This window comes from Roseomonas gilardii subsp. gilardii, assembly GCF_023078375.1.
Classification (GTDB): Bacteria; Pseudomonadota; Alphaproteobacteria; order Acetobacterales; family Acetobacteraceae; genus Roseomonas; species Roseomonas gilardii.
Map to the genome: position 1 here is coordinate 988,866 of NZ_CP095554.1, position 23,726 is coordinate 1,012,591.

Genomic DNA, 23,726 nt, shown 5'->3' on the forward strand with positions numbered 1-23,726 from the left:
AACCCCGGGTCGCGCTCCGTCGCCGGAGCCTCGCGAAGCGCCGCGCTCACCACCGCACCGTCCCCTTCTGCCAGGCGAGGAGCCGGTCGCGGCCCTTGAAGAGCAGCGTCACCAGCGTGGAGCACATCAGCGCCATCAGCAGCAGCGCCGCATACATGTTGCCGTAGGCGGCCCAGCCCTGGGCCCATTGCAGGTACCAGCCGAGGCCAGCCTTCACGCCCAGCATCTCCGCCACCACGAGGACGGAGAAGGAGGCGCCGAGGCCCATGAAAAGGCCGACGAAGACCTGCGGCAGCGTCGCCGGCACGGCGACCTTGAGCACGAGGAAGGTCTGACTGGCACCCAGCGTGCGGGCGATGTCGTAATAGGCCTTGTTGACGCCCGACACGCCGGACCAGGTGAGTACCGTCACGGGGAACCAGGTCGCCAGCGCGACGAGGAAGGTGCTGGCGCTGCCGCTGGTCGGAAAGGCGAAGAAGGCGATCGGCAGCCAGGCCGTGGCGGGCAGCGGCCCGATCAGCCGCAGCACCGGATGCACCCAGTAGCCGATGGCGCGCGACCAGCCGAGCGCCACGCCCGCCACGAAGCCGGCCGCGGCGCCGATGGCATAGCCGCTGACCAGCAGCCAGAGCGAACGCAGCACGCTCTCGCCCAGCCGTGGCCAATCCTCCAGATAGACCTCCAGCAGCCCCTGCGGCGAGGCGAAGAAGGGCAGGGGAAGCAGGGCGAGCTTGGCGGTCAGCAACTCCCAGGCGATCAGGGCCAGAGGCAGGACGGTGAGCCAGGGCCCGGCCGCGCGCAGCTTCTCGCCAGCCCTGCCGAAACGGGTGCCCAGCAGGGTGGAAAGGAGCAGCGCGACGCCCAGAAGCGCGGCACCCAGGGCGAGTTCACGCGTCTGGCCGACCTCGATGGCATCCTCCGGCACAGCGATGACGGCGGCGGCGGCGATCCAGGCGAGGCCGGCCAGGAGGCCGCGCCCCCAGGAGCCGGTCCTGCCGGTGTCGAGCGGGGCGTCGCTGGCCCCGGCGATGGCGGCGCCGCTCATCACGCCCCCAGCACGTCGGCGGTGACGCGCTCGGCGAAGCGCCTGGGATCGGTACCGGCGCGCATCACCCCGACCGACTTCAACTCCTCCGCATAGAGCTCGATCTCCTGCCGGATCGCGCGGCCGGCGGGATGATGGCCATGGGTATGGCTCCGCATCATGGCGATCAGGTCGTCGCGGCTGGTGCTGGCCGGGGCGTAGGTCAGGAAGGTGTCCACCGCCACCGAGGGGTCATGGGCGGCGAGGTCCTGCGCCTCCAGCAGGGCGCGCGTGAGCGCGGCGGCCACCTGCGGCTCGTTTTTGACCAGGGCGCCGCTGACGCCGATGATGCAGCAGGCGCGGTCGGCCCATTCGCCGGACAGGTTGGTGGCGACCTCGACCAGCTTCCGGTCGCGCTGCAGCAGCCAGGCGATCGGGTCGCCTCCGGACACGGCCTGCGCCTCGCCACGCTCCAGCGCCAGGCCGAAGACATGGGCCGGAAAGACCTTCCAGGTGACGTCGCGATCCGGGTCGATGCCACGCCGCTTCAGCAGCATGGAGAAGAAGTTCTTGTCGGCGCCGCCCATATCGGCCGTGGCGATGGTCTTGCCACGCAAGGAGCCGACATCGCCCGTGACCCCGGCGGCGGGGTCGCCGATCAGCCGCATGCAGCCGCCATGCGTGCCGCCGGTGATCTTCACGTCGAAGCCCATTTCCAGCGGCTTGAGCCAGCGCAGCGCCATGCCGACGCCGGCATCCGCCTTGCGTGTCGCGATCGCCTCCAGCAGCGCCTCGGTGGACGAGCCGAAATTGACGAACTCGACCTCCAGCCCATGCTTCGCCAGGATGCCCTGCTTCTGCGCCACCGCGACGGGCGAGGTGCAGATGGCGGTCGCGTTCCAGGCGAGCGTCAGCTTGCGCAGGGCGGTGCCGGGCGCGGCGCCCGGCGCGCTGGCACGGCAGATCGGGGTGCCGCGAAGCAACGCATCCAGCGCATCGGAAGCACCGCCGGCACGGGGCGCGAACCCCATCAGCGGCAGCGACAGGCCGGCAAGGCCCATGGCGCCCAGCAAGGCCCGCCGATCCGGACGGATGGGACCATCACCCCGGGCCCGGCCCTTCGAACTTCCCGACATCCTCTGACCCTCTAAACATCACTGATTCTCGCGTTAATTAGAGAATCACGATTTCAGATAGTCAAAAGGATGCTGGTTCGTAGTTCGCGGCTCTTCTGGAAGATCCGTCCCCGGATGGCCGGCCGTGGAGAATGTCCCGCCCCTGGCCGGCGGCGCGAGCAACCGGGCCGTCGCCATTCTAGCCGATGCGATTGCCCTGCGCGGCGTCGAAGAAATGCAGGCGGGCCGGATCACCGGCGACGCTCACCGTATCGCCCGCGCGGACGCCGCTGCCGCGCGGGAATTCCAGCGTCAGGTTGCGCTCCCCTTCCAGGCCGAGATAGCCGAAGACCTGGCTGCCCAGATGCTCCACCAGGGTCAGCCGCCCCGAGAACCATGCGCTGTCCTCGTCGCAGGGGAAGAGATCCTCCGCCCGGATGCCCATCACGGCGGGACCGGCGGCGGGCACCGGGGCGGGCAGGCGGATCGGGCGCGCGGCGCCGGCGGGCATCGCCATGCTTGAACCGGTGTCGTCCCGATGGAGGTCGCAGGGCATGGTGTTCATCGTCGGGCTGCCGATGAAGCGGGCGACGAACAGCGTGTCGGGGCGGTGATAGAGGTCCAGCGGCGCCCCGACCTGCTCCATCCTGCCGCCGTTCATCACGACGATCCGGTCGGCCAGCGTCATCGCCTCCACCTGGTCATGGGTGACGTAGATGGTCGTCGCCTTGAGGCGCCGGTGCAGCTTCGCGATCTCCAGCCGCATCTCGACGCGCAGCGCGGCATCGAGGTTGGACAGGGGTTCGTCGAAGAGGAAGGCATCCGGGTGACGCACGATGGCGCGCCCCATCGCGACGCGCTGGCGCTGCCCACCGGAGAGCTGCGCCGGGCGCCGGTCGAGCAGGGATTCGATCTTCAGGATGCCGGCGGCACGCCTGACCTCCGCCTCGATGCCGCCGGGCGGCTGGTTCCGCATCTTCAGGCCGAAGCCCATGTTCTCGGCCACGCTCATATGCGGGTAGAGCGCATAGTCCTGGAAGACCATGGCGATGTTGCGCTCGCCGGGTGGCAGGTGGCCGATGCTGCGGCCGCGGATGCTGAGATCGCCGGCGGTGATCTCCTCCAGCCCGGCGATCATCCGCAACAAGGTGGACTTGCCGCATCCGGAAGGGCCCACCAGCACGATGAACTCGCCGCTCTCGATCTCCAGCTCCACCTGCTGGAGCACGTTCAGGGCGCCATAGTCCTTCCGGATGCCACGCAGCGTGATGGCCGCCATGGAACTTCCCTCCTGGCCGGGCGGGGCCTGATTCCATGCCGGAACCACCCCGACCGGCCATTTCGTTGTTGCCTGTCTTGTGTAATATCAATAATGATATTGATATCGAGTGACAAGGAGTTTCGGCCATGGGCGAGGCGGTCCTGGCGCCCCCGAGCCGGGGCGTAACCCGGGGAGGGGCTGGCAAGGCGTCCCTGCCCTTCATGGCGCTGAAGCGGCAGATCATGCTGGGCGAGCTGGAGGCCGGGCAGGTGCTGACGGAACTCGACCTCGCCAGCCGCTTCTCCTGCAGCCAGGGCACGGTGCGGGAGGCGCTGCTCCAGCTCCAGGAGGAAGGGCTCGTCCAGCGCAAGGGCTATCGCGGCACCCAGGTCTCCGCCTGCACGACGGATGAGGCGGTGGAGATGTTCCATATCCGCCAGGCGATCGAGACGCGCGGTATCCGCCGCGCCATGCGCCACCCTTCGCGCGACCTCGTGCCCGACCTGCGCGCCCTGATGCGGCGGATGGAGGAATCCGCCGAAGGCGGGGACGAGCTGGAGCTCGCCGCGCTCGACCGGGATTTCCACCGCCGCCTCTTCGCCGAGGCTGGCCTCGCCGCGCTGGACCCGATCCTGCACCGCTGCCTGGTGCACAACCACCGCTACAAGATCTCCCGCAGCCTCGGCCCGCGTGACCTGCGCCAGACCGCGCTGCGCCACGAGGCCATCATCGCCGCCATCGCGCAGGGCGACACCGAGGCGGCGGCGGCGGCCCTGCGGCACCACATCGCCACCATCGTCGACCTCGGCCCGAACATCTTTCCGGACAGCGCCCCATGAGCGACCTCTCCAGCGAACTGGCCCCGGAGATGCGGGCCCTGGCGGAGCGTGTGGCGGCGGAGGATGGGCCGCAGCCGGACACCACCACCCTGCCGCCGGCCGAGGGGCGCGCCCTGGCGGCCCGGCTGGCGGAGCGGTGGAACCGGAACCTGCCGGCTATGGCCGAGGCGCGCTGGGCCGTGGTCCCGGCCGATCCCGCGCTGGGCACGCCGGAGCAGGAGCTCCTCGTGCTACGGCCGGAACAGGCACGTCCCGGCGCCATCCTCTTCGTCCATGGCGGCGGCTTCGCCTTCTGCGACGCGCGCACCCATGAACGCTGCGCCCGTGGCCTCGCCATCGCTTCCGGCCTGCCGGTGATCCTGCCGAACTACCACCTCGCGCCCGAGCATCCGTTTCCCGCCGGGCTGCGCGACGTGGTCGCGGCGCGCCGGCGGGCCTTCGCCGCCTCCGGCCTGCCGGAGGGGCCGCTGCTTCTCGCGGGGGATTCGGCGGGCGCCAACCTCGCCTTGGCCTCCGAGCTCCATGAGCAGGCGGCGGGTGAATCCCCGGCCGCGGCGCTGCTGCTTTTCTACGGGGTCACGGATGCGGATTTCGGCACGGAATCCTACACCGTCTTCGCCGATGGCCCCGGGCTGACGCGCGCGAAGATGCAGCGTTACTGGAATTTCTACGTCGCCGACTGGGATCGGCGCCGCGACCCGCTCGTGGCCCCGCTGCACGCCCCCGAGGCCGCGCTGCGCAACCTGCCGCCGATGCACCTCATGGCCGCCGGGATCGATCCGCTGCTGAGCGACACGCTGAACTTCGCCGCCCGCCTTCGCGCCCTGGGCCGGGCGGAGGAGGCGACGGTGGTGCCCGGCGTCGTGCACGGCTTCCTGCAGATGTCGGAGCACCTGCCGCAGGCCCGCGAGGCGATCGCCGCCGCCGGCGCCTTCGCCCGGCAGATCGCATGACCGCCGTGCCTTAGCTGCCGCGCGACGGAGTGGCCGAACCGAATACGGCGGCCGGGGTAAGAAACTTGTCTGGGAGGACACGGGAATGATCGCACGACTGCGTGGACTTGCCTTCCGCCGCCCCGCGGCCGGGCGGGGAGCAGGTCAGGGGGCGGGCCGGCGTGGCCTGGGCCGGCTGGCCCTGGCCGGCCTGGCCTTCGCCGGGCTCGCATCCGGCGGCCTCGCCACCCGGGCGGCGCAGGCCGAGACGGTCCGCTTCTGGTACCATGTCGACAATCCGGAAAACCCGATGACGTCGCTGGTGCAGAAGTTCCAGGCGGCCCATCCGGGGATCACGATCCAGGCGGAGAACGTCCCCTGGAACAGCTACTACGACAATCTCTACACCGCGCTGGTCGGGGGCAATGCGCCCGACGCCGCGATGGTGAAGCTCTTCGCCCAGCCGCGCCTCGTGGAGATGGAGGCGCTGGAGCCGCTGGATGCCCGCATCGCCCAATGGCCGGGCAAGGCGGACCTGCTGGACAACCTGCTGAAGCTCAATGCCGGCCCGAACGGCAAGCAGTACTACCTGCCGGTCCAGTATGTGGTGCTCTACCTGTACTACCGGACCGACCTGTTCCAGGCCGCCGGCCTGCAGCCGCCCCGCACCTGCGACGAGTTCCGCGCCGCCGCCAAGGCGCTGACCCAGGCGCCGGACCGCTACGGCTTCGGCTTCCGCGGCGGCAAGGGCGGCTGGGACCAGTGGGGCAGCTTCGTCTTCTCGCGCGGTGCCTCGCTGACCAAGGGCGGGCTGACCTCGCCCCAGGCGGTCGCGGCCAACCAGTGGCTGCTGGACATGTTCCAGAAGGACAAGTCGATCCCGCCCTCCGCGCCCAATGACGGGTTCCAGGAGATCGTCGGTGCCTTCAAGTCCGGCCGCACGGCGATGACCATCCACCATATCGGTTCTGCCAATGATCTCGTCGCGGCACTGGGCGACAAGGTTTCCGCCGTGCCGGTGCCGAGCTGCGACGGCAAGGCCTGGACCTCCTACGGGGACGAATCCCTCGCCATCTTCTCGGCCTCGCGGGTGAAGGACGCCGCCTGGAAATGGATCTCCTTCCTGGCGGAAGGCGAGAACAACGCGGCCTTCATCAAGGCCACCGGGCAGTTGCCGGTGACGCGATCCGCCTCCGCCAGTTGGACGGGGCATCCGAAGCGCTTCGTCGATGCGACCGTCGCCTCGCTGCCCTTCGCCGCCGTGCTGCCGCAGAACTCCGCCACGGCGGATTTCGTGAACACCGAGTGGCAGACGGCCATGCAGCAGGCGCTGACCGGGCGGATCACGTCGCAGCAGATGATGACGCAGCTCGAACAGCCCTTCCGCTGATCGTGCCGGAACAGGGGGGCGGGCGCGTGACCCCGCCCCCGCGAAAGGGAAAGATCCGCATGAGCGAGACCGTTTCCATGGCGATGCCCGGCGGGATGGCGTCGAACGGGTGGCGGGCGCGGGCGATGCTGCGCCTGCGCGCCATGCCCTATCTGCTGCTGGCGCCGGCCCTGCTCGTCACCCTGCTGATCGTCTTCGTGCCGATGGTGCAGGCCGTCTGGACCAGCTTCTACGACCTGGTGCTGTTCCGCCCCAACGCCAGCCGCTTCGTCGGGCTGGGCAACTACCTGCGCCTGCTCTCCGATCCGGTCTTCTGGACGGCGCTGTGGCAGACCGCGCTCTGGATCGGCCTCACCGTGCCGCTGCAGATGGGGCTGGGCCTCGTGGCGGCGCTGCTGCTGAACCAGGACTTCGCCTGGCGCGGCATCGCCCGCGCGCTGGTGGTGATCCCCTGGGCGCTGCCCAGCGTGGTGATCGCGCTGATGCGGCGCTGGATCTACGATCCCAGCACGGGCGTGGCGAACGACCTGCTGCTGCGCCTGTCCATCATCCAGTCGGCGGTGCCCTGGCTGGCCGATCCGGACACCGCCCTCTATGCCGTGATCGCCACCCTGACCTGGCAGGGCTTTCCCTTCTTCGCGGTGATGATCCTGGCCGGCCTCCAGGGCATCCCGAAGAGCCAGTACGAGGCGGCCGCCATCGACGGCGCCTCCCCATGGCGGCAGTTCCGCTATGTCACCCTGCCCGGCCTCGCCCCGGTCCTGGCCACGGCCGGGCTGCTGCGGGTCATCTGGGTGGCCAATTCGATGGACGTCATCTTCGTGATGACCGGCGGCGGCCCCGGCTACGCGACCTATACCTTGCCGCTCTACGCCTTCGTGAAGGCGCGGCAGAACCTGGATTTCGGCTATGGCACGGCCATCGCCGTCACCTTCACCATCCTGCTCGCCGGGATCGTGGCGCTCTACCTCTCCCGCACGATGAAGGAGGCCGAGTGATGCGCCGCCACGGCTTCGCCCGCCGCCTGCTCACCATCCACCTGCCCGTGGCGCTGATCGTGCTGCTGGCGATCGGCCCCTTCCTCTGGATGATCCTGACCTCGCTCACGCCCAGCGCGCGGATCGTGGCCAGCGGTGTGTCCGTCTCCCCGGCCGGATGGAGCGCGGACAACTACCTGCGCCTGCTGCGGCAGACCTCCTTCCTCGGCAATATGGGGCACAGCCTCATCGTCGCGCTCGGGACGGTGGCGGTGGGGCTCACTGTCTCGGTGACGGCGGCCTATGCCTTCTCGCGCTTCCGCTTCCGGGGGCGGCGGCTGCTGATGCTGCAGTTCCTGCTGGTGAACATGTTCCCGGTGGTGCTGCTGATCCTGCCGCTCTTCATCCTGATGCGGAGGCTGGGGCTGCTGGACACGCATCTGGCGCTGATCCTGGCCAATTCTACCGTGGCGATCCCCTTCGCCGTCTGGATGCTGCGCAGCTATGTCGGCGCCATTCCGAAGAGCCTCGACGAGGCGGCGATGATCGACGGCTGCTCGCGCCTCACCGCGCTGCGCCGCGTGGTGCTGCCGCTGGCCCTGCCGGGCATCATCTCCACCGGCATCTACATCTTCATCACCGCCTGGAACGAGTATCTCTACGCCCTGACGCTCGGCGGCAGGAATGTCCGCACCGTCACGGTCGCGATCCAGACGCTGATCGGCGAATACCAGATCGAATGGGGCCTCCTCGCCGCGGGCGGCGTGGTGGGTGCCCTGCCGGTCACGATCCTCTTCCTGCTCGTGCAGCGCCGCCTCGTGGGTGGCCTGACACAGGGCGCCGTCAAGGGATGAAACGGAGCATCATGACAACCGGACCAAGCGATGGAGGGCAGCGCGTGAATCCCGTCGGCCTCGTCTCCATGCAGTATGCGCGGCCCTTCACCGAGGAGCATTTCCACCTCTTCGACCGCATGCGCTCCCTGGGCTTCGACTTCGTCGAGCTGTTGGTACCTGAGCCAGGCGAGATGAACCTCGCCGTGGCCGCCAGGGCGCTGCGCGATGCCGGGCTGGGCGTGGTGCTCGCCGCCCGGGTCAATCTCGACCGCAACCTGTCCTCCGCCGAGGCATCGAAGCACCGCGCGGGCGTGGACTATCTGCGCTACGCCGCGGATTGCGCCGCCGCGCTGGGCGCCACGATCGTCGGGGGGCCGCTGACCGGCAATCCCCTGGTCTTCGCCGGGCGCTCCCCGGCACCGGTGGCGGAGGAGGAACGCCTGGCTCGCAAGGCGCGCTGCGTGGAGGGGCTGCGGGCCGCCGGCGCGCATGCCGCGGGCTGCGGCATCCGGCTCGCGATCGAGCCCCTCAACCGCTTCGAGAGCGATGTCCTCTGTACCACGCAGCAGGCGATGGAACTGCTGGAGGCGGTGGAGCATCCCTCGGTCGGGCTGATGCTCGACACCTTCCACATGGCCATGGAGGAAGCCTCGATCGCCGAGGCGATCCGCCTGGGCGGCCGGCATCTCATCCATTTCCAGGCCAACGAGAACCATCGCGGCTTTCCCGGCACGGGATCGATCGACTGGGTTCCCGTCTGCCGTGCGCTGCACGAGGTGGGCTACGAGGGCCCCGTCTCGCTGGAGCCCTTCCGCCGCAACGACGACCGCTTCGGCGTGCCCTTCGCCCAGTGGCGGCCGCCGCATGAGGATGAGAGCGCACGCCTGGACGCCGCCGTCCGCTTCATCAAGTCCCATCTTCTGCTGACGGAGTACCGGCGATGACCCTCAGGATCGGCTGGATCGGCTGCGGCACCCATGCGACGCAGATGCTGCTGCCGCAGCTCCTGCGCCATGACGTGGAACTCGTCGCCCTTTGCGACGTGGACGGGGCCGCCTGGCCCAGGCGGGGCGCCAGTTCGGTGTGCGCGAACGGACGACCAGCGCGGCCGATCTGATCGCCACGCCCGGCCTCGACGCGGTCGGCATGGCGGTGGGTCCGGACCAGCACCTGGCCTTCGGCAAGGCGGCGCTGGAGCGTGGGCTGCCGGTCTTCATGGAGAAGCCCCCGGCCGCGACCGCGGAAGGGGCGAGGGAACTCCTGGCCGCCGCCGAGCGCGCCCGCAAGCCGCTCCTCCTCGGCTTCATGAAGCGCTATTCGGTTGGCAACAGGATCGCGAAGAACATCCTGGAATCCGGAGAATTCGGCCCGATCTATGGCCTGACCGGCTACTACATGACGGCGCCCGGGTATTTCGAAGGGAATGTGGACTATACCGGGTTCCTGCTGCATCACTGCGTCCACTACATGGACCTGGTCTCACATCTCGTCTCGCCGGTCGTGGGCATGCGGGCCCGGAAGGTGGAGCGGAAGCCGGGGCGCATCCTCTTCCACCTGGCCCTCGACTTCGAATGCGGCGCGATCGGCACGGTCGCCATGGGTACGATGCAGAGCCGCGGCACCCCCGTGGAGCGGATCGAGCTGATGGGCGACCACCAGCGCATCGAGGTGGACGACGTCGTGAACGTGACCTGGCACCGCAACCCGCCCTTCAAGGTCGCCGATCCCGCCGCGACCCTGCTGGAAAGCGAGGACACGCTCACCTGGCGCCCGAATTTCACCGCCGCCGCGAACGAGGACTACAAGGGCTATCACGCCCTCCTCGCCGATGTGGTCCCGGCTTTGGCGGGGCAGAAGACCGGGGCGCCGGACATCGCCGCCGGGGTGGTGGCCATGGAGCGGCTGGAGGCGATGCGGCGGCAATTGGAGATCTGAGACGCTACCTGGCGGCACGGGCGCGCGCCCGTGCCGCCGGTCAGCCTATCCGGCGGCTTTCCGCGAGCTCATCTGCGGCATTGCCGGCGCCGTGCCGCTCGGCTTCCGTTCCTCGCCCTGGAGCGGGCCGGTCACGATCGACCGGAGCATCGTGGCACGCGCACTGCGCAGGTGCGCGCGGCATTTCGCGTCGATCAGCCGCAGGTCCCGGCTGCGCAGCGCCGCGATATAGTCCAGGTGCTCGCCGATGGCGACGATGTTCCGTTCCTTCTCGTCCGTCTTGTCCCACTGGTAGTGGTAGTGGAAGATGATCGAGATCACGTCGTAGAACTCGCGGATGAAGCGGTTGTGCGACGCTTCGTGGATCAGCCTGTGCAGGCGTTCGTCGAGGCGTGAGAAATCGCTGTAGCGGCTGTCGATGTGCCGCAGCAGGTCGCGATGCTCCCGCTCGATCGCGTCCAGGGCGGCCCAGGCCGGGGCGGTGTCGTCCAGGCCGACGAAGCGCCGTGCCGAGCGCAGCTCGAACATCTCCCGGATCTCGTAGATCTCCGTGGCGAAGCCGGTCGTCACGCCCTTGAAGATCCAGCCGCTGTTGGCGCGCCGTTCCAGCAGGCCGAACTGGCTGAAGCGGGTCAGATACTCCCGGACCGCCGTGGTGGAGGTGCCGAACTGCCGCGCCAGCTCGGCGCTGTTGATCGTCTGGCCGGGACGGTGATCGCCGGTCAGCACCATCTGCATGAACTTGCGCTCCACGATCTGCGAAGCGCCTTCCGTCTGCGGATCGGGGAAGTGGTCCCGCGGGTCGGGATGGCGCGCGAGACAGCGCTCCCCCCCATGGCCCCGCAGGATTCCCGCTTCTCTCAGCCCGGCCAGGATGGCGCGCACCGTGGTCCGGCTCACCCCCAGTTGCGCCGCGAGCCCGGCCTCCGAGAAGGGCAAGGGGCCCAGGGGCTGTTCCGCCAGGAGATCCAGGCAGCGGTTGAAGCTCCTCTTGTAGAGCGTGTTCGTCTTCATCGCGGCTTCCCTTCCGGTACTCCCATTCGGCACGCCCGTCCGGGCTGGTTCTTTTGGCGGTACTTTGTGCATTAAAAACCGATTGACAGGCTCCGCCTACCTGTCCTTTATGTAAAAACATACATAAGTCAGAAGACACGGGAGGAGATGCGCGCATGGATGGGGTCCGTTCGCCTGACCACGTCTGGTGGATGCCGGCGTGACCGGCCGCATCATCCAGTTCGGCACGAGCCGCTTCCTGCAGGCCCATGTCGATCTCTTCGTGCATGAGGCCAGGCAGTCCGGCCAGCAGGCCGGCCCCATCACGGTCGTCCAGACCTCGGGGGATGCGGCACGGGCCGGCCGCGTGGCGGCCTTCGGGCGCCCGGAAGGCTATCCGGTGCTGATCCGTGGCATCGAGGATGGCCGGCCCGTCGATCGCTCGGTCACCGTCACCAGCATCGACCAGGGCCTTTCCGCCAGCGCGGACTGGGAGGCGCTGGAACGGCTCTTCGCCGGGGAGGCCGCCTATGTGGTCTCCAACACCGGCGACATGGGCTATGCGGTGGCGGAGGCGGATCGCGGCCCGGCCCTGCTGGACGGCGTGCCGGCATCCTTTCCCGGCAAGCTGACCCGCTTGCTGCACGCGCGCTGGCAGGCCGGCGCCCGGCCGATCACCATCCTGCCCTGCGAGCTGATCAACCGGAACGGACGGGTGCTGCAGGCCCTGGTCCTGGAACTGGCGGCGCAGGCGGCGCTGCCGGAGGGCTTCCGCGACTGGCTACGCGAGGGCGTGACCTGGACGGACACGCTGGTGGACCGGATCGTCTCCGAGGCGCTGGAGCCGGTGGGCGCCGTCGCCGAGCCCTATGCGATCTGGGTCATCGAACGCCGCCCCGGGCTCGTCCCGCCCTGTGCCCATCCGGCGATCGTGCTGGCGGAGGAGCTGGAACCGCATGAGCGGCTGAAGCTGCATATTCTGAATCTGGGCCATACGGTCCTCGCGGATCTCTGGCTGCGGGACGGCCGGGCCGCGGAGGAAACGGTGCGCGAAATCCTCGCCGATCCGGCGGTGGCGGACCGGCTCGGCCGGATCTACCGCGAGGAAGTGCTGCCCGGCTTCGCCCGCAGGGGCATGGGGGCGCAGGCGGAAGCCTATGCCGCCACCACGCTGGACCGTTTCCGGAACCCCTTCCTGAACCACCGGATCGCCGACATCGCGCAGAACCACGGCGCGAAGGTGGAGCGGCGGATCGGCGCCTTCCTGCACTGGCTGGGCGAGGCGAGGGGGGCGACGCCGATGCTGGATGCGGTGCTGGCACGGCAGGAAGGCCGCGGATGACCTACCAGTTCGACTTTTCCGCGCTGCTGCCCTACTGGCGCGAATTCGCCGAGGGCGTCTGGCTGACGTTGCAGCTCTCGGCCGTCTCGACCGTGTTCGGCTTCATCGGCGGCGCGCTCTGCGCCATCGCCCGGACGGATGGGGCGCCCTGGCTGAAGCGCCTGGTCGGCGCCTATGTCGAGGCCATCCGCAACACGCCGCTGCTGGTGCAGATCTTCCTGATCTATTTCGGCATCGCCGTACTGGGCATCCGCGTCGATGCGAACCTGGCCGCGGTGATCGCGCTGGTGGTGAACGTGGTCGCCTATACCTGCGAGATCATGCGCGCGGGCATCGAGAGCGTGCACAAGGCGCAGATCGAGGCGGCGGAATGCCTGGGGCTCAGCCGTGCCCAGACCTACTGGCACGTGGTGCTGCGCCCGGCCATCGAGCGGGTCTATCCGGCCCTGGTCAGCCAGTACGTGCTGCTGATGCTGGCCTCCTCCATCACCTCGCAGATCTCGGCGGAGGAGCTGACGGCGGTGGCCAACCGCATCCAGTCCGACACCTTCCGCGCCTTCGAGACCTATATCGTGGTCGGCCTGCTCTACCTCGCCCTGTCCTTCGTGGTGCGCTGGGCCTTCTGGGGCTTCGGCATGCTGGTCTTCACCCGCCGCCGCAAGCTCGGCACGGCGCTGTAGGGGGGACGGGACACCATGCCAAGCTTCGGCCTCGGCCATCTCGAATTCCTCCTCGTCGCGGCGTGCTGGACCATCGCGCTCTCGGCCGTGGCCTTTGTCGGCGGCGGGGTGCTGGGCTTCCTGGTCGCGCTCGCGCGGATCTCCGACAACCCGCTGCTGCGCCGCCTCGCCGCCGGCTACGTGCAGGTGGTGCAGGGCACGCCGCTGCTGATCCTGCTCTTCCTGATCTATTTCGGCCTGCCCATCCTCGGCTTTGAGAACGTCCCGGCGCTGCTGGCGGCGGGCCTCGGCCTGACCGTCTATTCCTCCGGCTTCCTGGGCGAGATCTGGCGCGGCTGCATCGAGAGCGTGCCGAAGACCCAGTGGGAGGCCGCGGAATGCCTGGCCATGACGCGCTGGCAGCGCATGACGCGGGTGATCCTGCCGCAGGCCATGCGCATCGCCACGGCGCCGACCGTCGGCTTCCTCGTGCAGATCGTCAAGAACACCTCGCTCGCCTCGGTGATCGGCTTCGTAGAACTGTCCCAGGCGGGCAAGCTGATCAACAACTCCACCTTCGAGCCCTTCCGCGTCTTCATGGCCGTCGCGGTGCTCTACTTCCTCATCTGCTACCCGCTCTCGGCCTGGAGCCGCGGGCTGGAAAGGAGGCTCAATGTCGGCCGTCGTTAAGCTCGACAATGTCCACAAGAGCTTCGGCCCGCTGAAGGTCCTGGACGGTGTTTCCTTCGCCGTGGACCGGGGCGAGGTCGTGGCGGTGATCGGCCAGTCCGGCTCCGGCAAGTCCACCGCGCTGCGCTGCATCAACGCGCTGGAGAGCATCGAGCAGGGCTCGATCCAGGTCTGCGGCCATGAGATCCACAGCCAGGCGCTGGACAAGCGCGCGCTGCGCCTGGATGTCGGGATCGTCTTCCAGAGCTACAACCTCTTCCCGCACCTGACCGCCGAGCAGAACATCATGCTGGCGCCCACCTGCGTGAAGAAGCTGGGCAAGAAGGAGGCGCGGGACCTGGCGCGCGACGTGCTCTCGCGCGTGGGCCTGGCCGAGAAGGCGGACCACTATCCCGAGCAGCTCTCGGGCGGGCAGCAGCAGCGCGTGGCCATCGCCCGCAGCCTGGCGATGCAGCCGAAGGTGATGCTGTTCGACGAGGTCACCTCGGCGCTCGACCCGCAACTGACCGGCGAGGTGCTGAAGGTGATGGAGGACCTCGCGCGCGGCGGCATGACGATGATCCTGGTGACGCACGAGATGGGCTTCGCCCGCAAGGTCGCCACCAACGTCATCTACATGCGCCAGGGCAAGGTCTGGGAGACCCTGCCCGGCCACCGGCTGACGTCACCGCAGACGCCGGAGCTGCGGGACTTCATCGGCAACGATCTCTGACCAGGAACCGGAGGAACACAGGAATGAACCGCAGGACCCTTCTCGGCGCCGGCCTCTCGCTCGCCGCCGTCTCCACCCTGGCGCTGCCCGCCCGGGCCGATACGCTCGACACCATCAAGTCGCGCAAGAAGCTGATGGTGGCCATCGATCTCGGTTCCCCGCCCTTCGGCCAGACCGACGCGCAGATGCAGCCCACCGGCTCCGATGTCGAGACGGCGAAGCTCCTCGCCGCCGACTGGGGCATGCCGCTGGAGATCGTGCAGGTCACCAGCCCCAACCGCGTGCCCTTCCTGCTGACCGGCAAGGCGGACATGGTCATTGCCTCCTTCTCCGTGACGGAGGAGCGGCAGAAGGTGATCGACTTCTCCCGCCCTTATGGCGTCATCCAGATCGTGGTGGCCGCGAAGAAGGGGATGGAGATCAAGGACTATGCCGCCCTGGCCGGCAAGCGTGTCGGCACCACGCGCGGCAGCTCCAACGACAAGGAATTCACCTCGCTCAACACCGGGGCGCAGATCATCCGCTATGACGACGATGCGACGCTGGTGACGGCGCTGGTCTCCGGCCAGGTGGATATCATGGCGACCTCGCCGCAGATCATGGCCACCGCCAATGCGCGGGCGGGCGGCGATCCGTTCGAGGTGAAGATCGTGGTCAAGACCAACCCCTATGCCATCGGCATCCGCAAGGGCGACACCGCGCTCAAGGCGGCGCTGGACCAGTGGATCGCCACCAACCTGGAAAACGGCAAGCTGCGCGAGATCTACAAGAAGTACAACGGCGTCCCGTTGCCCGAGCAGATGCCGGCCTGATGCCAACGCGCCGGCCCGCCACCTGCGGCGGGCCGGCCGCCCGACCTGAAGAGCGGAAGACAAGACCATGAAGGTGCTGATCTGCGACGAACCCGGCAAGCTGTCGGTGATCGACCGGCCTGAGCCGGAGCCGGGCCCGGGCGAGGCACTGGTGCGCATCAGGCGCGTCGGCATCTGCGGCACCGATTTCCATATCTTCCAGGGCAAGCATCCCTTTCTGGAATATCCGCGCGTCATGGGCCACGAGCTGTCCGGCACGGTGGAAAGCGCGCCGGAAGGAAGCGGCCTCCAGGCCGGGCAGAACGTGTATATCGTGCCCTATCTGAGCTGTGGCCGGTGTGTCGCCTGCCGCAAGGGTATCACCAATGCCTGCCAGAACATCAGCGTGCTCGGCGTCCACAAGGATGGCGGCATGGCGGAACTCCTCTGCGTGCCCGTCGGCAATGTGGTGCCCGTGGGCGACACACCGCTGGAGGATGCGGCGATGACCGAGTTCCTCGCCATCGGCGCGCATGGCGTGAAGCGGGGCGGCATCTCGGCGCAGGACCGTGTGCTGGTGGTCGGCTCCGGCCCGATCGGCATGTCGGCCATCATCTTCGCCAAGGCACGCGGGGCCCATGTCACGGTGATGGACATGCGGGAGGATCGCCTGGCCTTCACGCAGGACAGGCTGGGCGCCGACGCGCTGCTGCTGGCCAATGGTGAGGCGGAGGCCAGGGCGGCGGCGGCCACGGATGGCGACTTCTTCGACGCCGTGATCGACTGCACCGGCAACCTGGCGGCGATGCAGCGCGGCTTCGGCTTCGTTGGCCATGGCGGCCGCTATGTCCTCGTCTCCGTGGTGCGGGACAACGTGACCTTCTCGGACCCGGAGTTCCACAAGCGCGAGACCACGCTCTTCGCGAGCCGCAACGCCCAGCCGGACGACTTCGCCGAGGTCGTGCGCCAGATGCGGGCCGGCAAGGTCCCGACACAGGCCCTCAACACGCATCGCGGCCCGCTCTCCGCCGGGCCGGAACTGTTCCGCGACTGGCTGCGGCCGGAAGCGGGCGTCATCAAGGCCATCCTGGAGATCTGACACGGCGCGGCTTCTGCCGTCGCTCCCGTTGCATCCCCGGGGAGGCTCCGCCTGCCCCCGGAACCCCCACCGCTCAGGGAGGCAGGGGCCTCCCCGAGACCCCGCCTTGAGTTGGCGCTGGTGGGATCAGCAAGACACCATTTCCGCGCTGGTGGTGTCCTCGGTCGCCGGAGAGCCATGCTTCCCGGCGTGGTCCGGCGTCACTCCGCCGGTTGCATTTGTGGCCGGCGGTAGAGCGTGGCGACCAGCAGGGCGGCCACCAGGCAGAAGGTGCCGGCCACATAGAGGGCGGGCAGGTAGGTGGAGAACTCGGTCCGGCTGAACCCGGCGCCGAAGGCGGCGGTGGCGGCGCCGAGCTGGTGCCCGGTGAAGATCCAGCCGAAGACCAGCCCCGCCTTTTCCGGGCCGAAGCGGTTGGCGGCGAGACGCACGGTCGGCGGCACGGTCGCCACCCAGTCGAGCCCATAGACCACCGCGAAGACGGAGAGCGCGTAGACGTTGAACTCGGTGAAGGGGAGGTAGAGCAGGGAGAGGCCGCGGAAGGCGTAGTAGGAGGCCAGCAGCCAGCGGTTGTCGTAGCGGTCGGACAGCCAGCCCGACAGGATCGTGCCGGCGAAGTCGAAGATGCCGATCACCGCCAGCATGCTCGCCGCCCCGACCGCCGCCACGCCGTAATCGCCGCAGAGCGCGATCCAGTGCGTCTGGATCAGACCATTGGTGCTGAGGCCACAGACATAGAAGGTCAGGAACAGCACCCAGAAGGTGTAGCTGCCGGCTGCCTCCCGCAGCACGCGGAGAGGGGAGAGGAGGAGGTTGCCCAGCCCCTGCTCACGCGGTGGCCCTGCCTGCTGCACGGAGGTCCCATAGGGCGTGAGGCCGAGATCCGCGGGCCGGTCGCGCATCAGCAGCAGCACCACGACCATGGCGAAGGCCAGCGTGCCCAGCACGAAGACCAGGGCGGTGCGCCAGCCATAGGCCGTGCTGAGGCTGGCCAGGATGGGCAGGAACACGAGCTGTCCGGTGGCATTGCTGGCAGTGAGCAGCCCCACCACGAAGCCGCGCCGTTCCGAGAACCAGCGCGTGGCCACGGTGGCGCCCAGCACGATCGCCGTCATCCCCGTGCCGAGGCCGACGATGACGCCCCAGAGCAGCACGAGCTGCCAGAGCTCCCGCATCAACAGCGAGCCGAGCAGCCCGGCGGAGATCAGCGTCAGGGCGCAGAGGATGACGCTGCGCACCCCGAAGCGGTTCATGAAGGCGGCGGCGAAGGGGCCCATCAGCCCGAACAGGGCGAGGCGCAGCGCGAAGGCGGTGGAGATGTCGGCGTTCTGCCAGCCGAATTCCTGCTGCAGGGGCTCGATCATCACCCCGGCGGAGCCCATGGCCCCGGCGGTGGCGAGCATGGTGAGGAAGGTCGCCCCCGCGACCACCCAGCCGTAATGGATGCCCTTCTGCCGCAGGCCCGTGGCCAAGGCGGTGGAGATCATGATGGTGTTTCCCCGTGGTCGCCCGGGCGGGCGGGCTGGTTGGATCCGGAAGGAGAAGGGTCGAGGTCGTTCAGAAGGGCGCGCAGGTTGCGGGCGCCCTCCGCGCCGAGCAGCGCCTCGACCTCCGCCTGTGCCTTGTTCCAGAGGGGCGCGCCGTCGTGCAGCACCCGCCGGGCCGCCTCGGTCAGTTCCAGCGCGGTCTCGCGCTGGTCGCGCCCGGCCACGCTGCGGATCAGCCCCTCGCGCTCCAGCAGCTTGGTGTTGCGACCGACCGTGGAGCGGTCCAGCAGGCTGAGCCGCGCGAGTTCGGTGAGCGAGACGGGCTGGAAACGCCCGATCCGCCGCAACAGGCTGTACTGGGCCACGTTGACGCCCGCCGGGGCCAGGGCCTCGTCATAGATCGACGAGACCTTCCGCGCCGCCACGCGCAGCGCTACGCAGTAGCATTCCGTCATCATAAATGCGGGTATATGCCCGCATTTGCCGCCCGTCCAGGATTTTCCGCGCCCAGCCTTATCCGCCGGAGTAGGGGGTTCAGATCTGGTCGCGCACCCGTTCCAGCGTCTTGTCCAGATGCAGTTGCAGCACCCGCGCCAGGGCCGTGCCGTCGCGCTTCTTCAGGGCCGCGACCATCTGCTCGTGCTCGGCCACGGCCCCGGCCCATTTCTCCGGACCGGCATTGCCGATGAAGCGGATATGCTTCATCCGCGCCTGGATCGCCTCATGCGCCCAGATCAGCGTGGCATTGCCGGACAGGGCCACGATCGCGGTGTGGATCGCCTGGTTCAGCTTGAAATAGGCCATGCGGTCCCGGGCGGCATAGCGGTCCATCATCGCCTCGTGCAGCGCCACGACGCGTGCGATCCCTTCCCCCGAGGCTTCGCGGCAGGCAAGCTCCCCCGCCAGCCCTTCCAGGTTGCGCAGCACCGTCAGGCTGTCGGTCACGTCCTTCAACGTGACCTTCCGCACCACCGCGCCCCGGGCCGGCACCAGTTCCACCAGCCCCTCACCGGCCAGCATGCGCACGGCCTCCCGCAACGGGGTGCGGGAGACACCGAGCTTGGCGCAGAGCGCGACCTCGTTGATGCGGGTGCCGGGGGCGATGGTGCCTTGCGTGATCAGGTCGCGCAGCCGGGCGGCCACCTCTTCCTGAAGCGGGCGGCGCACGATGGGGCCGACCCCGCCCGCCGGCGGGCTTTCCAGCCCTTCCTCATCCATCAGGGCGGAGACGGCCATCAGCTTCGAACCCGGTCCATGCTCATCCATATGCAAGCCCCTTTAGATATGCCTTGACGGGGCTGCCCCGTCCACATTAGGTCTGGATTACTGTATGCAGTGTGAAGCATACTCTATGTGACGACTGGCACGAAGCCAAAGCAAGAAAGCGGGAGAGGGCGGCATGGAAGCGCAACTGCTGACGAGGCCGAGGATTGCCCTGGCCATGGGCGACGCGGCGGGCGTTTCCTCCGAACTTGCCGCCAAGGTTCTGGCCGATCCCGTGGTGCGCGAGGCCGCCGAGATCACCGTGATCGGCGATGTGCGGATGCTGGCGCGGGGTGCCGAATTCGCCGGCGTGGACCCGGATGTCGATGTGGTCCGCGAGGGCGAGGCCATGCCGCGCCGCGTCCCCGGCCGTCCGGTGCTGGTCGATCTCGGCCATGGCAATCCGGACGATATCAAGCTGGGCGAGATCTCCGAGGCTGGCGGCCGCTTCGCCACCGAGAATTTCCGCCGTGCCCTGCGCATGGCCGCCGCCGGCGAAGCCGATGCGGTCTGCTTCACCCCCTTCAACAAGGCGGCGATGCGCCTCGTCACCCCGGGCTACGAGGACGAGATCGGCTTCTCCGCCGAAACCATCGGCTTCCACGGCGTGGCCAAGGAGTTCAATGTCCTGGAAGGGCTGTGGAACGCCCGCGTCACCTCGCATGTGCCGCTGAAGGACGTGGCCGGGCTGCTGACGAAGGAGAACATCCTCGACAACCTGCGCCTGACCGACGAGGCGCTGCGTGCCTCCGGTGTCGCCCGCCCGCGCATCGCCGTGGCGGGGCTGAACCCGCATGCCGGCGACAACGGCAATTTCGGGCGGGAGGAGATCGAGGTGATCGCCCCGGCGGTGGAGGCCGGCAAGCGCGAGCAGATCGCCTGCGACGGCCCCTTTCCGGCGGATACGGTCTTCGTGCGCGCCAAGCGCGGCGACTTCGATGCGGTGCTGACCATGTACCACGACCAGGGCCAGATCGCGATGAAGCTGATCGGCTTCGATGCCGGCGTGACGCTGATGGGCGGTTTCCCCTTCCCGATCTGCACCGCCGCCCATGGCACGGCCTATGACATCGCGGGCAAGGGCATCGCCCATCCCGGCGCCATGCGCAACGCGCTGCTGCTGGCCTCCCGCATGGCGGCGAGCCGCATCGCCGCCTGATCGATCCCTTTAACGGCGCGAAGGCCCGGAACGGGTGCGCGCCTTACCCTGGAGGAAAACAAGAATGCGCGTTCTCCCGACGCTGACGCTCGCCTTTTCGCTCGGCGCCGCCTCCCTGGCGGCGACGGCGCCCCGCCCCGCCCTGGCGGCCTGGGAACCGAACCGCCCCGTCGAGTTCATCGTCACCTCCGGTGCCGGCGGCGGCACCGACCTCTTCGCCCGCACCATCCAGGCGGCCATCCAGAAGCATGATCTGCTGAACGTGCCCGTCGTCGTCACCAACAAGGGCGGCGGCTCGGGCGCAGAGGGCTTCGTCTATGGCCGCGGCTCGCAGGGCGATCCGCTGAAGGTGATCTTCGGCACCAACAACGAGTGGCTGCTGCCCTATGTGGCCCGCGTGGCCTGGAAGCCGGAGCAACTCGTGCCGGTGGCCACCATGGCCTTCGACGAGTTCATGCTCTGGGTGAAGGCGGACGCCCCCTACAAGACCGCCGCCGACTACATCGCCGCGGCCCGCGAGAAGCCGGGCGCGATGAAGATGGGCGGCAGCCAGACCAAGGACACCGACCAGATCCTCACGCTGAAGATCCAGAAGGCGACCGGCGTGCGCTTCACCTACATTCCCTTCCGCGGCGGCGGAGAGGCGGGCGTGCAGCTCGCCGGCGGCCATGTGGATTCCAACGTCAACAACCCCTCCGAGAGCGTCGGCGGCTGGCGCGGCGACCAGGTCCGCCCGGTCTGCGTCTTCCGCAAGACGCCCCTGCCGGTCACGGAGAAGGTGACCGCGACGCAGTCCTGGGCCGATATCCCGACCTGCGCCAGCCAGGGCATCCCGGTGGACGAGTACCGCATGCCGCGCACCGTCTTCCTGCCGCCCGACGTGCCGAAGGAGGCCCAGGAATTCTGGACCGGCGTGATGCGCAAGGTCACCGAGACGCCGGAGTGGAAGGACTACATCACCCGCACGGTGCAGAGCGCGGTCTTCCTGACGCCCGAGCAGATGAAGCCCCTCATGGAGGAGGAGCAGAAGTCCGGCAAGGAGATGTTCGCCGCCGAGAAGTGGCTGGTGAACTGAGGCACCGGAAGCTGGACAGGGAGCGACGGCGATGCTGACCCGCTACCGGATGGAAATGGCCACGGCGGCCGTTGTCTTCCTGCTCGGCGCCGTGGCCGTGATCGGTGCCATGGAGCTCGATTACGGCTGGGCGGAGGATGGGCCGCAGGCCGGCTACTTCCCCTTCCGCATCGGCCTGATCGTCATGGCCGCCGCCGTCGCGATCGCGGTGCAGAGCTGGTACAACCGGGTGGCGCTGACGCGGGAGGTCTTCGTGGACCGCGCCGGCGGCGGCCGCGTGCTGCGCTTCGGCCTGTCGATCCTGGCCCTGGTGGTGCTTTCGCTCACCCTCGGCATGTATGTCGCCATGGCCGCCTACCTGATCGTCATGATGCGCTGGCAGGGGCGGCATTCCTGGCTCGCCAGCATCGCCGTGCCGCTGCTCTACACCGTCGCGACCTGGCTGGTCTTCGAGAACTGGTTCCTCGTGCCGCTCCTCAAGGGGCCGGTCGAGGTCTGGCTCGGCCTGGCCTGAGGAGACTGGGCGATGTTCGACAACCTCGATTCGCTGATGCACGGCTTCGGCGTCGTGCTCACCTTCCACCACGTCGCCATCATCATGGGCGGCGTGCTGCTGGGCATCCTGGTCGGCGTGCTGCCCGGGCTGGGCGCGCCGAACGGCGTGACGCTGCTGCTGCCGCTGACCTTCTCGATGGACCCGGTCTCGGCCATCATCCTGCTCACCAGCCTCTACTGGGGCGCGCTGTTCGGCGGTTCCACCACCTCGATCCTGTTCAACATCCCGGGTGAGCCCTCTTCCGTCGCCACGACCTTCGACGGCTATCCCATGGCCCGGAACGGGCGGGCCACCGAGGCGCTGACCTATGCCTTCCTCTCCGCCGGCTTCGGCGCGCTGGTGGGCGTGGTGGTGATCACGCTGCTCTCGGGCTTCGTCACCTCCTTCGCGCTGCGCTTCGGGCCGCCGGAATACTTCGCGGTCTATCTCCTGGCCTTCGCCTCCTTCATCGCCTTCGGCGGCGGCGCGCCGCTCAAGACGCTGGTCTCCATCTGCCTGGGCTTCGGCTTCGGCATGGTGGGCATGGACACGGTGTCCGGCTCCATGCGCCTGACCTTCGACATCCCCGCGCTGATCAAGGGCATCTCCTTCCTCGTCGTGGTGATCGGCCTTTTCGGCATCGGGGAACTGCTGCTGACGCTGGAGGAAGGGCTGGAGTTCAAGAGTGTCCGCGCCAAGCTGAACCCGATTGAGATCCTGCGCGCCGCCGCGCGGATGCCGCGGTACATCCTCGCCATGCTGCGCGGCAGCGCCATCGGCGTCTGGATGGGCATCACCCCCGGCGGGCCGACCGCGGCCTCCTTCATGTCCTATGGCATCGCCCGCAAGGTCTCGCGCCGCCGCGACCATTTCGGCAAGGGCGAGCCGGAGGGCGTGATCGCGCCGGAAACGGCGGACCATTCCGCCGGCACCGCCGCCATGCTGCCGATGCTGGCGCTGGGCATCCCCGGCTCCGCCACCTCGGCGGTGATGCTGGGCGGGCTGATGATCTGGGGCCTCAACCCCGGCCCGATGCTCTTCATCGAGCAGAAGGATTTCGTCTGGGGCATGATCGCCTCGATGTATCTGGGCAATGTCATCGGCGTGGTGCTGGTGCTGGCCACGGTGCCCTTCTTCGCGGCGCTGCTTTCGGTGCCCTTCACCATCATCGGCCCGATCATCGTCACGGTCTGCCTCGCCGGCGCCTATACCGTCGCGAACTCCGCCTTCGACCTCTGGATCATGCTGGTCTTCGGCGTGGCGGGCTATGTCATGAAGAAGCTGGACTACCCGATCGCCCCGCTCGTCCTGGCCATGGTGATCGGCGACAAGGCGGAGGACGCCTTCCGCCAGTCCATGCTGCTGTCCCAGGGTTCGATCGGCATCCTGTGGTCCAACCCGCTGGTGGGAACGATCTCCACCATCGCTGTCCTGTTCCTGCTGTGGCCCATCGTGGCGGCCATCCTGGGCTGGCGCCGCGCCGGCAAGTCGGCCCTGGCCGCGGGGTCGGGAAGCCAGGCGTGATCGTCCGTGTCCGGCCCCGGGAGGAGGCCCTGCCTCCTCCGGTCCCCCTCCGCTGGGGACATGGTATGTCCCCAGACTCCGCCTTGCG

The 23,726-nt window shown here is 68.7% G+C and carries 25 protein-coding genes; 18 read left to right on the top strand and 7 right to left on the bottom strand.

Annotated features, from left to right (window positions below; translation table 11 throughout):
• Nucleotides 1–46: 46 nt before the first annotated feature.
• From MVG78_RS04560 to MVG78_RS04570, 3 genes are all read right to left on the bottom strand, one after another.
• Nucleotides 47–1,045, bottom strand: a complete 999-nt coding sequence (locus MVG78_RS04560; protein WP_247558606.1) for an ABC transporter permease — start codon at nt 1,043–1,045, stop codon at nt 47–49.
• Entirely contained in the window at nt 1,045–2,097 is a 1,053-nt protein-coding gene (locus tag MVG78_RS04565; RefSeq protein WP_247558608.1) for an ABC transporter substrate-binding protein, read from the bottom strand. The genes MVG78_RS04560 and MVG78_RS04565 overlap by 1 nt, the downstream gene beginning before the upstream one ends.
• Before the next feature lie 241 nt (nt 2,098–2,338).
• Nucleotides 2,339–3,418 carry an ABC transporter ATP-binding protein gene (locus tag MVG78_RS04570; RefSeq protein ID WP_247558610.1) on the bottom strand — a complete coding sequence of 360 codons (1,080 nt, stop codon included), beginning with the start codon at nt 3,416–3,418 and terminating at the stop codon, nt 2,339–2,341.
• 128 nt (nt 3,419–3,546) lie between these two features.
• Between MVG78_RS04570 and MVG78_RS04575 the strand changes: the two genes are divergently transcribed.
• From MVG78_RS04575 to MVG78_RS04610, 8 genes are all read left to right on the top strand, one after another.
• The gene (locus MVG78_RS04575; protein WP_247558612.1) at nt 3,547–4,239 is read left to right on the top strand and encodes a GntR family transcriptional regulator; all 693 of its coding nucleotides are present in this window, start codon (nt 3,547–3,549) and stop codon (nt 4,237–4,239) included.
• A complete protein-coding gene (locus MVG78_RS04580; protein ID WP_247558614.1) occupies nt 4,236–5,192 on the top strand; it encodes an alpha/beta hydrolase in 957 nt (318 codons plus the stop codon). The genes MVG78_RS04575 and MVG78_RS04580 overlap by 4 nt, the downstream gene beginning before the upstream one ends.
• An 85-nt stretch (nt 5,193–5,277) precedes the next feature.
• Nucleotides 5,278–6,561 (top strand): ABC transporter substrate-binding protein, encoded by a 1,284-nt coding sequence (locus MVG78_RS04585; RefSeq protein ID WP_247558616.1) that lies wholly within the window; start codon nt 5,278–5,280, stop codon nt 6,559–6,561.
• A 59-nt stretch (nt 6,562–6,620) separates the two neighbouring features.
• Complete coding sequence (locus tag MVG78_RS04590; protein WP_247558618.1) at nt 6,621–7,559, top strand: carbohydrate ABC transporter permease; 939 nt, start codon at nt 6,621–6,623, stop codon at nt 7,557–7,559.
• Nucleotides 7,559–8,392 (top strand): carbohydrate ABC transporter permease, encoded by an 834-nt coding sequence (locus MVG78_RS04595; RefSeq protein WP_247558619.1) that lies wholly within the window; start codon nt 7,559–7,561, stop codon nt 8,390–8,392. The genes MVG78_RS04590 and MVG78_RS04595 overlap by 1 nt, the downstream gene beginning before the upstream one ends.
• A gap of 11 nt (nt 8,393–8,403) precedes the next feature.
• Nucleotides 8,404–9,318 (top strand): sugar phosphate isomerase/epimerase family protein, encoded by a 915-nt coding sequence (locus MVG78_RS04600; RefSeq protein ID WP_247558621.1) that lies wholly within the window; start codon nt 8,404–8,406, stop codon nt 9,316–9,318.
• Nucleotides 9,315–9,491 (top strand): hypothetical protein, encoded by a 177-nt coding sequence (locus tag MVG78_RS04605; protein ID WP_247558623.1) that lies wholly within the window; start codon nt 9,315–9,317, stop codon nt 9,489–9,491. The genes MVG78_RS04600 and MVG78_RS04605 overlap by 4 nt, the downstream gene beginning before the upstream one ends.
• Nucleotides 9,458–10,309: a Gfo/Idh/MocA family protein gene (locus tag MVG78_RS04610; protein ID WP_247558625.1), complete on the top strand. Its 852-nt coding sequence runs from the start codon at nt 9,458–9,460 to the stop codon at nt 10,307–10,309. The genes MVG78_RS04605 and MVG78_RS04610 overlap by 34 nt, the downstream gene beginning before the upstream one ends.
• Nucleotides 10,310–10,354: 45 nt before the next feature.
• Here the strand turns inward: MVG78_RS04610 and MVG78_RS04615 are convergent, their stop codons facing one another.
• The gene (locus MVG78_RS04615) at nt 10,355–11,323 is read right to left on the bottom strand and encodes a GntR family transcriptional regulator (RefSeq protein ID WP_247558627.1); all 969 of its coding nucleotides are present in this window, start codon (nt 11,321–11,323) and stop codon (nt 10,355–10,357) included.
• 199 nt (nt 11,324–11,522) lie between these two features.
• Between MVG78_RS04615 and MVG78_RS04620 the strand changes: the two genes are divergently transcribed.
• The 6 genes from MVG78_RS04620 (at nt 11,523) to MVG78_RS04645 (ending at nt 16,595) form a co-directional block, all read left to right on the top strand.
• Nucleotides 11,523–12,644, top strand: a complete 1,122-nt coding sequence (locus MVG78_RS04620) for a mannitol dehydrogenase family protein (protein ID WP_247558628.1) — start codon at nt 11,523–11,525, stop codon at nt 12,642–12,644.
• Nucleotides 12,641–13,324 carry an amino acid ABC transporter permease gene (locus tag MVG78_RS04625; RefSeq protein ID WP_247558630.1) on the top strand — a complete coding sequence of 228 codons (684 nt, stop codon included), beginning with the start codon at nt 12,641–12,643 and terminating at the stop codon, nt 13,322–13,324. The genes MVG78_RS04620 and MVG78_RS04625 overlap by 4 nt, the downstream gene beginning before the upstream one ends.
• A gap of 15 nt (nt 13,325–13,339) precedes the next feature.
• Nucleotides 13,340–13,993 (top strand): amino acid ABC transporter permease, encoded by a 654-nt coding sequence (locus tag MVG78_RS04630; protein ID WP_247558632.1) that lies wholly within the window; start codon nt 13,340–13,342, stop codon nt 13,991–13,993.
• Nucleotides 13,977–14,705 carry an amino acid ABC transporter ATP-binding protein gene (locus MVG78_RS04635; protein WP_247558634.1) on the top strand — a complete coding sequence of 243 codons (729 nt, stop codon included), beginning with the start codon at nt 13,977–13,979 and terminating at the stop codon, nt 14,703–14,705. The genes MVG78_RS04630 and MVG78_RS04635 overlap by 17 nt, the downstream gene beginning before the upstream one ends.
• A 23-nt stretch (nt 14,706–14,728) precedes the next feature.
• On the top strand, nt 14,729–15,517 hold the full coding sequence (locus MVG78_RS04640) for a transporter substrate-binding domain-containing protein (protein WP_247558636.1): 789 nt from the start codon (nt 14,729–14,731) through the stop codon (nt 15,515–15,517).
• A 67-nt stretch (nt 15,518–15,584) separates the two neighbouring features.
• Nucleotides 15,585–16,595 carry a zinc-binding alcohol dehydrogenase family protein gene (locus MVG78_RS04645; protein ID WP_247558638.1) on the top strand — a complete coding sequence of 337 codons (1,011 nt, stop codon included), beginning with the start codon at nt 15,585–15,587 and terminating at the stop codon, nt 16,593–16,595.
• Between the two features lie 200 nt (nt 16,596–16,795).
• Here MVG78_RS04645 and MVG78_RS04650 read toward each other — a convergent pair whose 3' ends face one another.
• The 3 genes from MVG78_RS04650 to MVG78_RS04660 form a co-directional block, all read right to left on the bottom strand.
• On the bottom strand, nt 16,796–18,082 hold the full coding sequence (locus tag MVG78_RS04650; RefSeq protein WP_247558640.1) for an MFS transporter: 1,287 nt from the start codon (nt 18,080–18,082) through the stop codon (nt 16,796–16,798).
• Nucleotides 18,079–18,540 carry a MarR family winged helix-turn-helix transcriptional regulator gene (locus MVG78_RS04655; RefSeq protein WP_247558641.1) on the bottom strand — a complete coding sequence of 154 codons (462 nt, stop codon included), beginning with the start codon at nt 18,538–18,540 and terminating at the stop codon, nt 18,079–18,081. Before MVG78_RS04655 ends, MVG78_RS04650 begins: the two co-directional genes overlap by 4 nt.
• 76 nt (nt 18,541–18,616) lie before the next feature.
• A complete protein-coding gene (locus MVG78_RS04660; protein ID WP_247558643.1) occupies nt 18,617–19,348 on the bottom strand; it encodes a GntR family transcriptional regulator in 732 nt (243 codons plus the stop codon).
• Nucleotides 19,349–19,481: 133 nt separating this feature from the next.
• Between MVG78_RS04660 and MVG78_RS04665 the strand changes: the two genes are divergently transcribed.
• From MVG78_RS04665 to MVG78_RS04680, 4 genes are all read left to right on the top strand, one after another.
• Nucleotides 19,482–20,504: a 4-hydroxythreonine-4-phosphate dehydrogenase PdxA gene (locus MVG78_RS04665; RefSeq protein WP_247558645.1), complete on the top strand. Its 1,023-nt coding sequence runs from the start codon at nt 19,482–19,484 to the stop codon at nt 20,502–20,504.
• 64 nt (nt 20,505–20,568) lie between these two features.
• Nucleotides 20,569–21,579: a Bug family tripartite tricarboxylate transporter substrate binding protein gene (locus tag MVG78_RS04670; RefSeq protein WP_247558647.1), complete on the top strand. Its 1,011-nt coding sequence runs from the start codon at nt 20,569–20,571 to the stop codon at nt 21,577–21,579.
• Between the two features lie 31 nt (nt 21,580–21,610).
• Nucleotides 21,611–22,093 carry a tripartite tricarboxylate transporter TctB family protein gene (locus MVG78_RS04675; protein WP_247558649.1) on the top strand — a complete coding sequence of 161 codons (483 nt, stop codon included), beginning with the start codon at nt 21,611–21,613 and terminating at the stop codon, nt 22,091–22,093.
• 12 nt (nt 22,094–22,105) lie between these two features.
• Entirely contained in the window at nt 22,106–23,638 is a 1,533-nt protein-coding gene (locus MVG78_RS04680; protein WP_247558651.1) for a tripartite tricarboxylate transporter permease, read from the top strand.
• Nucleotides 23,639–23,726: the final 88 nt, after the last annotated feature.

Coding starts and splice junctions, on each gene's coding strand:
- MVG78_RS04560 (WP_247558606.1), bottom strand. CDS start 1,045: ATGAGCGGCGCCGCCATCGCCGGGGCCAGCGACGCCCCGCTCGACACC.
- MVG78_RS04570 (WP_247558610.1), bottom strand. CDS start 3,418: ATGGCGGCCATCACGCTGCGTGGCATCCGGAAGGACTATGGCGCCCTG.
- MVG78_RS04575 (WP_247558612.1), top strand. CDS start 3,547: ATGGGCGAGGCGGTCCTGGCGCCCCCGAGCCGGGGCGTAACCCGGGGA.
- MVG78_RS04580 (WP_247558614.1), top strand. CDS start 4,236: ATGAGCGACCTCTCCAGCGAACTGGCCCCGGAGATGCGGGCCCTGGCG.
- MVG78_RS04585 (WP_247558616.1), top strand. CDS start 5,278: ATGATCGCACGACTGCGTGGACTTGCCTTCCGCCGCCCCGCGGCCGGG.
- MVG78_RS04590 (WP_247558618.1), top strand. CDS start 6,621: ATGAGCGAGACCGTTTCCATGGCGATGCCCGGCGGGATGGCGTCGAAC.
- MVG78_RS04595 (WP_247558619.1), top strand. CDS start 7,559: ATGCGCCGCCACGGCTTCGCCCGCCGCCTGCTCACCATCCACCTGCCC.
- MVG78_RS04600 (WP_247558621.1), top strand. CDS start 8,404: ATGACAACCGGACCAAGCGATGGAGGGCAGCGCGTGAATCCCGTCGGC.
- MVG78_RS04605 (WP_247558623.1), top strand. CDS start 9,315: ATGACCCTCAGGATCGGCTGGATCGGCTGCGGCACCCATGCGACGCAG.
- MVG78_RS04615 (WP_247558627.1), bottom strand. CDS start 11,323: ATGAAGACGAACACGCTCTACAAGAGGAGCTTCAACCGCTGCCTGGAT.
- MVG78_RS04625 (WP_247558630.1), top strand. CDS start 12,641: ATGACCTACCAGTTCGACTTTTCCGCGCTGCTGCCCTACTGGCGCGAA.
- MVG78_RS04630 (WP_247558632.1), top strand. CDS start 13,340: ATGCCAAGCTTCGGCCTCGGCCATCTCGAATTCCTCCTCGTCGCGGCG.
- MVG78_RS04635 (WP_247558634.1), top strand. CDS start 13,977: ATGTCGGCCGTCGTTAAGCTCGACAATGTCCACAAGAGCTTCGGCCCG.
- MVG78_RS04640 (WP_247558636.1), top strand. CDS start 14,729: ATGAACCGCAGGACCCTTCTCGGCGCCGGCCTCTCGCTCGCCGCCGTC.
- MVG78_RS04645 (WP_247558638.1), top strand. CDS start 15,585: ATGAAGGTGCTGATCTGCGACGAACCCGGCAAGCTGTCGGTGATCGAC.
- MVG78_RS04650 (WP_247558640.1), bottom strand. CDS start 18,082: ATGATCTCCACCGCCTTGGCCACGGGCCTGCGGCAGAAGGGCATCCAT.
- MVG78_RS04655 (WP_247558641.1), bottom strand. CDS start 18,540: ATGATGACGGAATGCTACTGCGTAGCGCTGCGCGTGGCGGCGCGGAAG.
- MVG78_RS04660 (WP_247558643.1), bottom strand. CDS start 19,348: ATGGATGAGCATGGACCGGGTTCGAAGCTGATGGCCGTCTCCGCCCTG.
- MVG78_RS04665 (WP_247558645.1), top strand. CDS start 19,482: ATGGAAGCGCAACTGCTGACGAGGCCGAGGATTGCCCTGGCCATGGGC.
- MVG78_RS04670 (WP_247558647.1), top strand. CDS start 20,569: ATGCGCGTTCTCCCGACGCTGACGCTCGCCTTTTCGCTCGGCGCCGCC.
- MVG78_RS04675 (WP_247558649.1), top strand. CDS start 21,611: ATGCTGACCCGCTACCGGATGGAAATGGCCACGGCGGCCGTTGTCTTC.
- MVG78_RS04680 (WP_247558651.1), top strand. CDS start 22,106: ATGTTCGACAACCTCGATTCGCTGATGCACGGCTTCGGCGTCGTGCTC.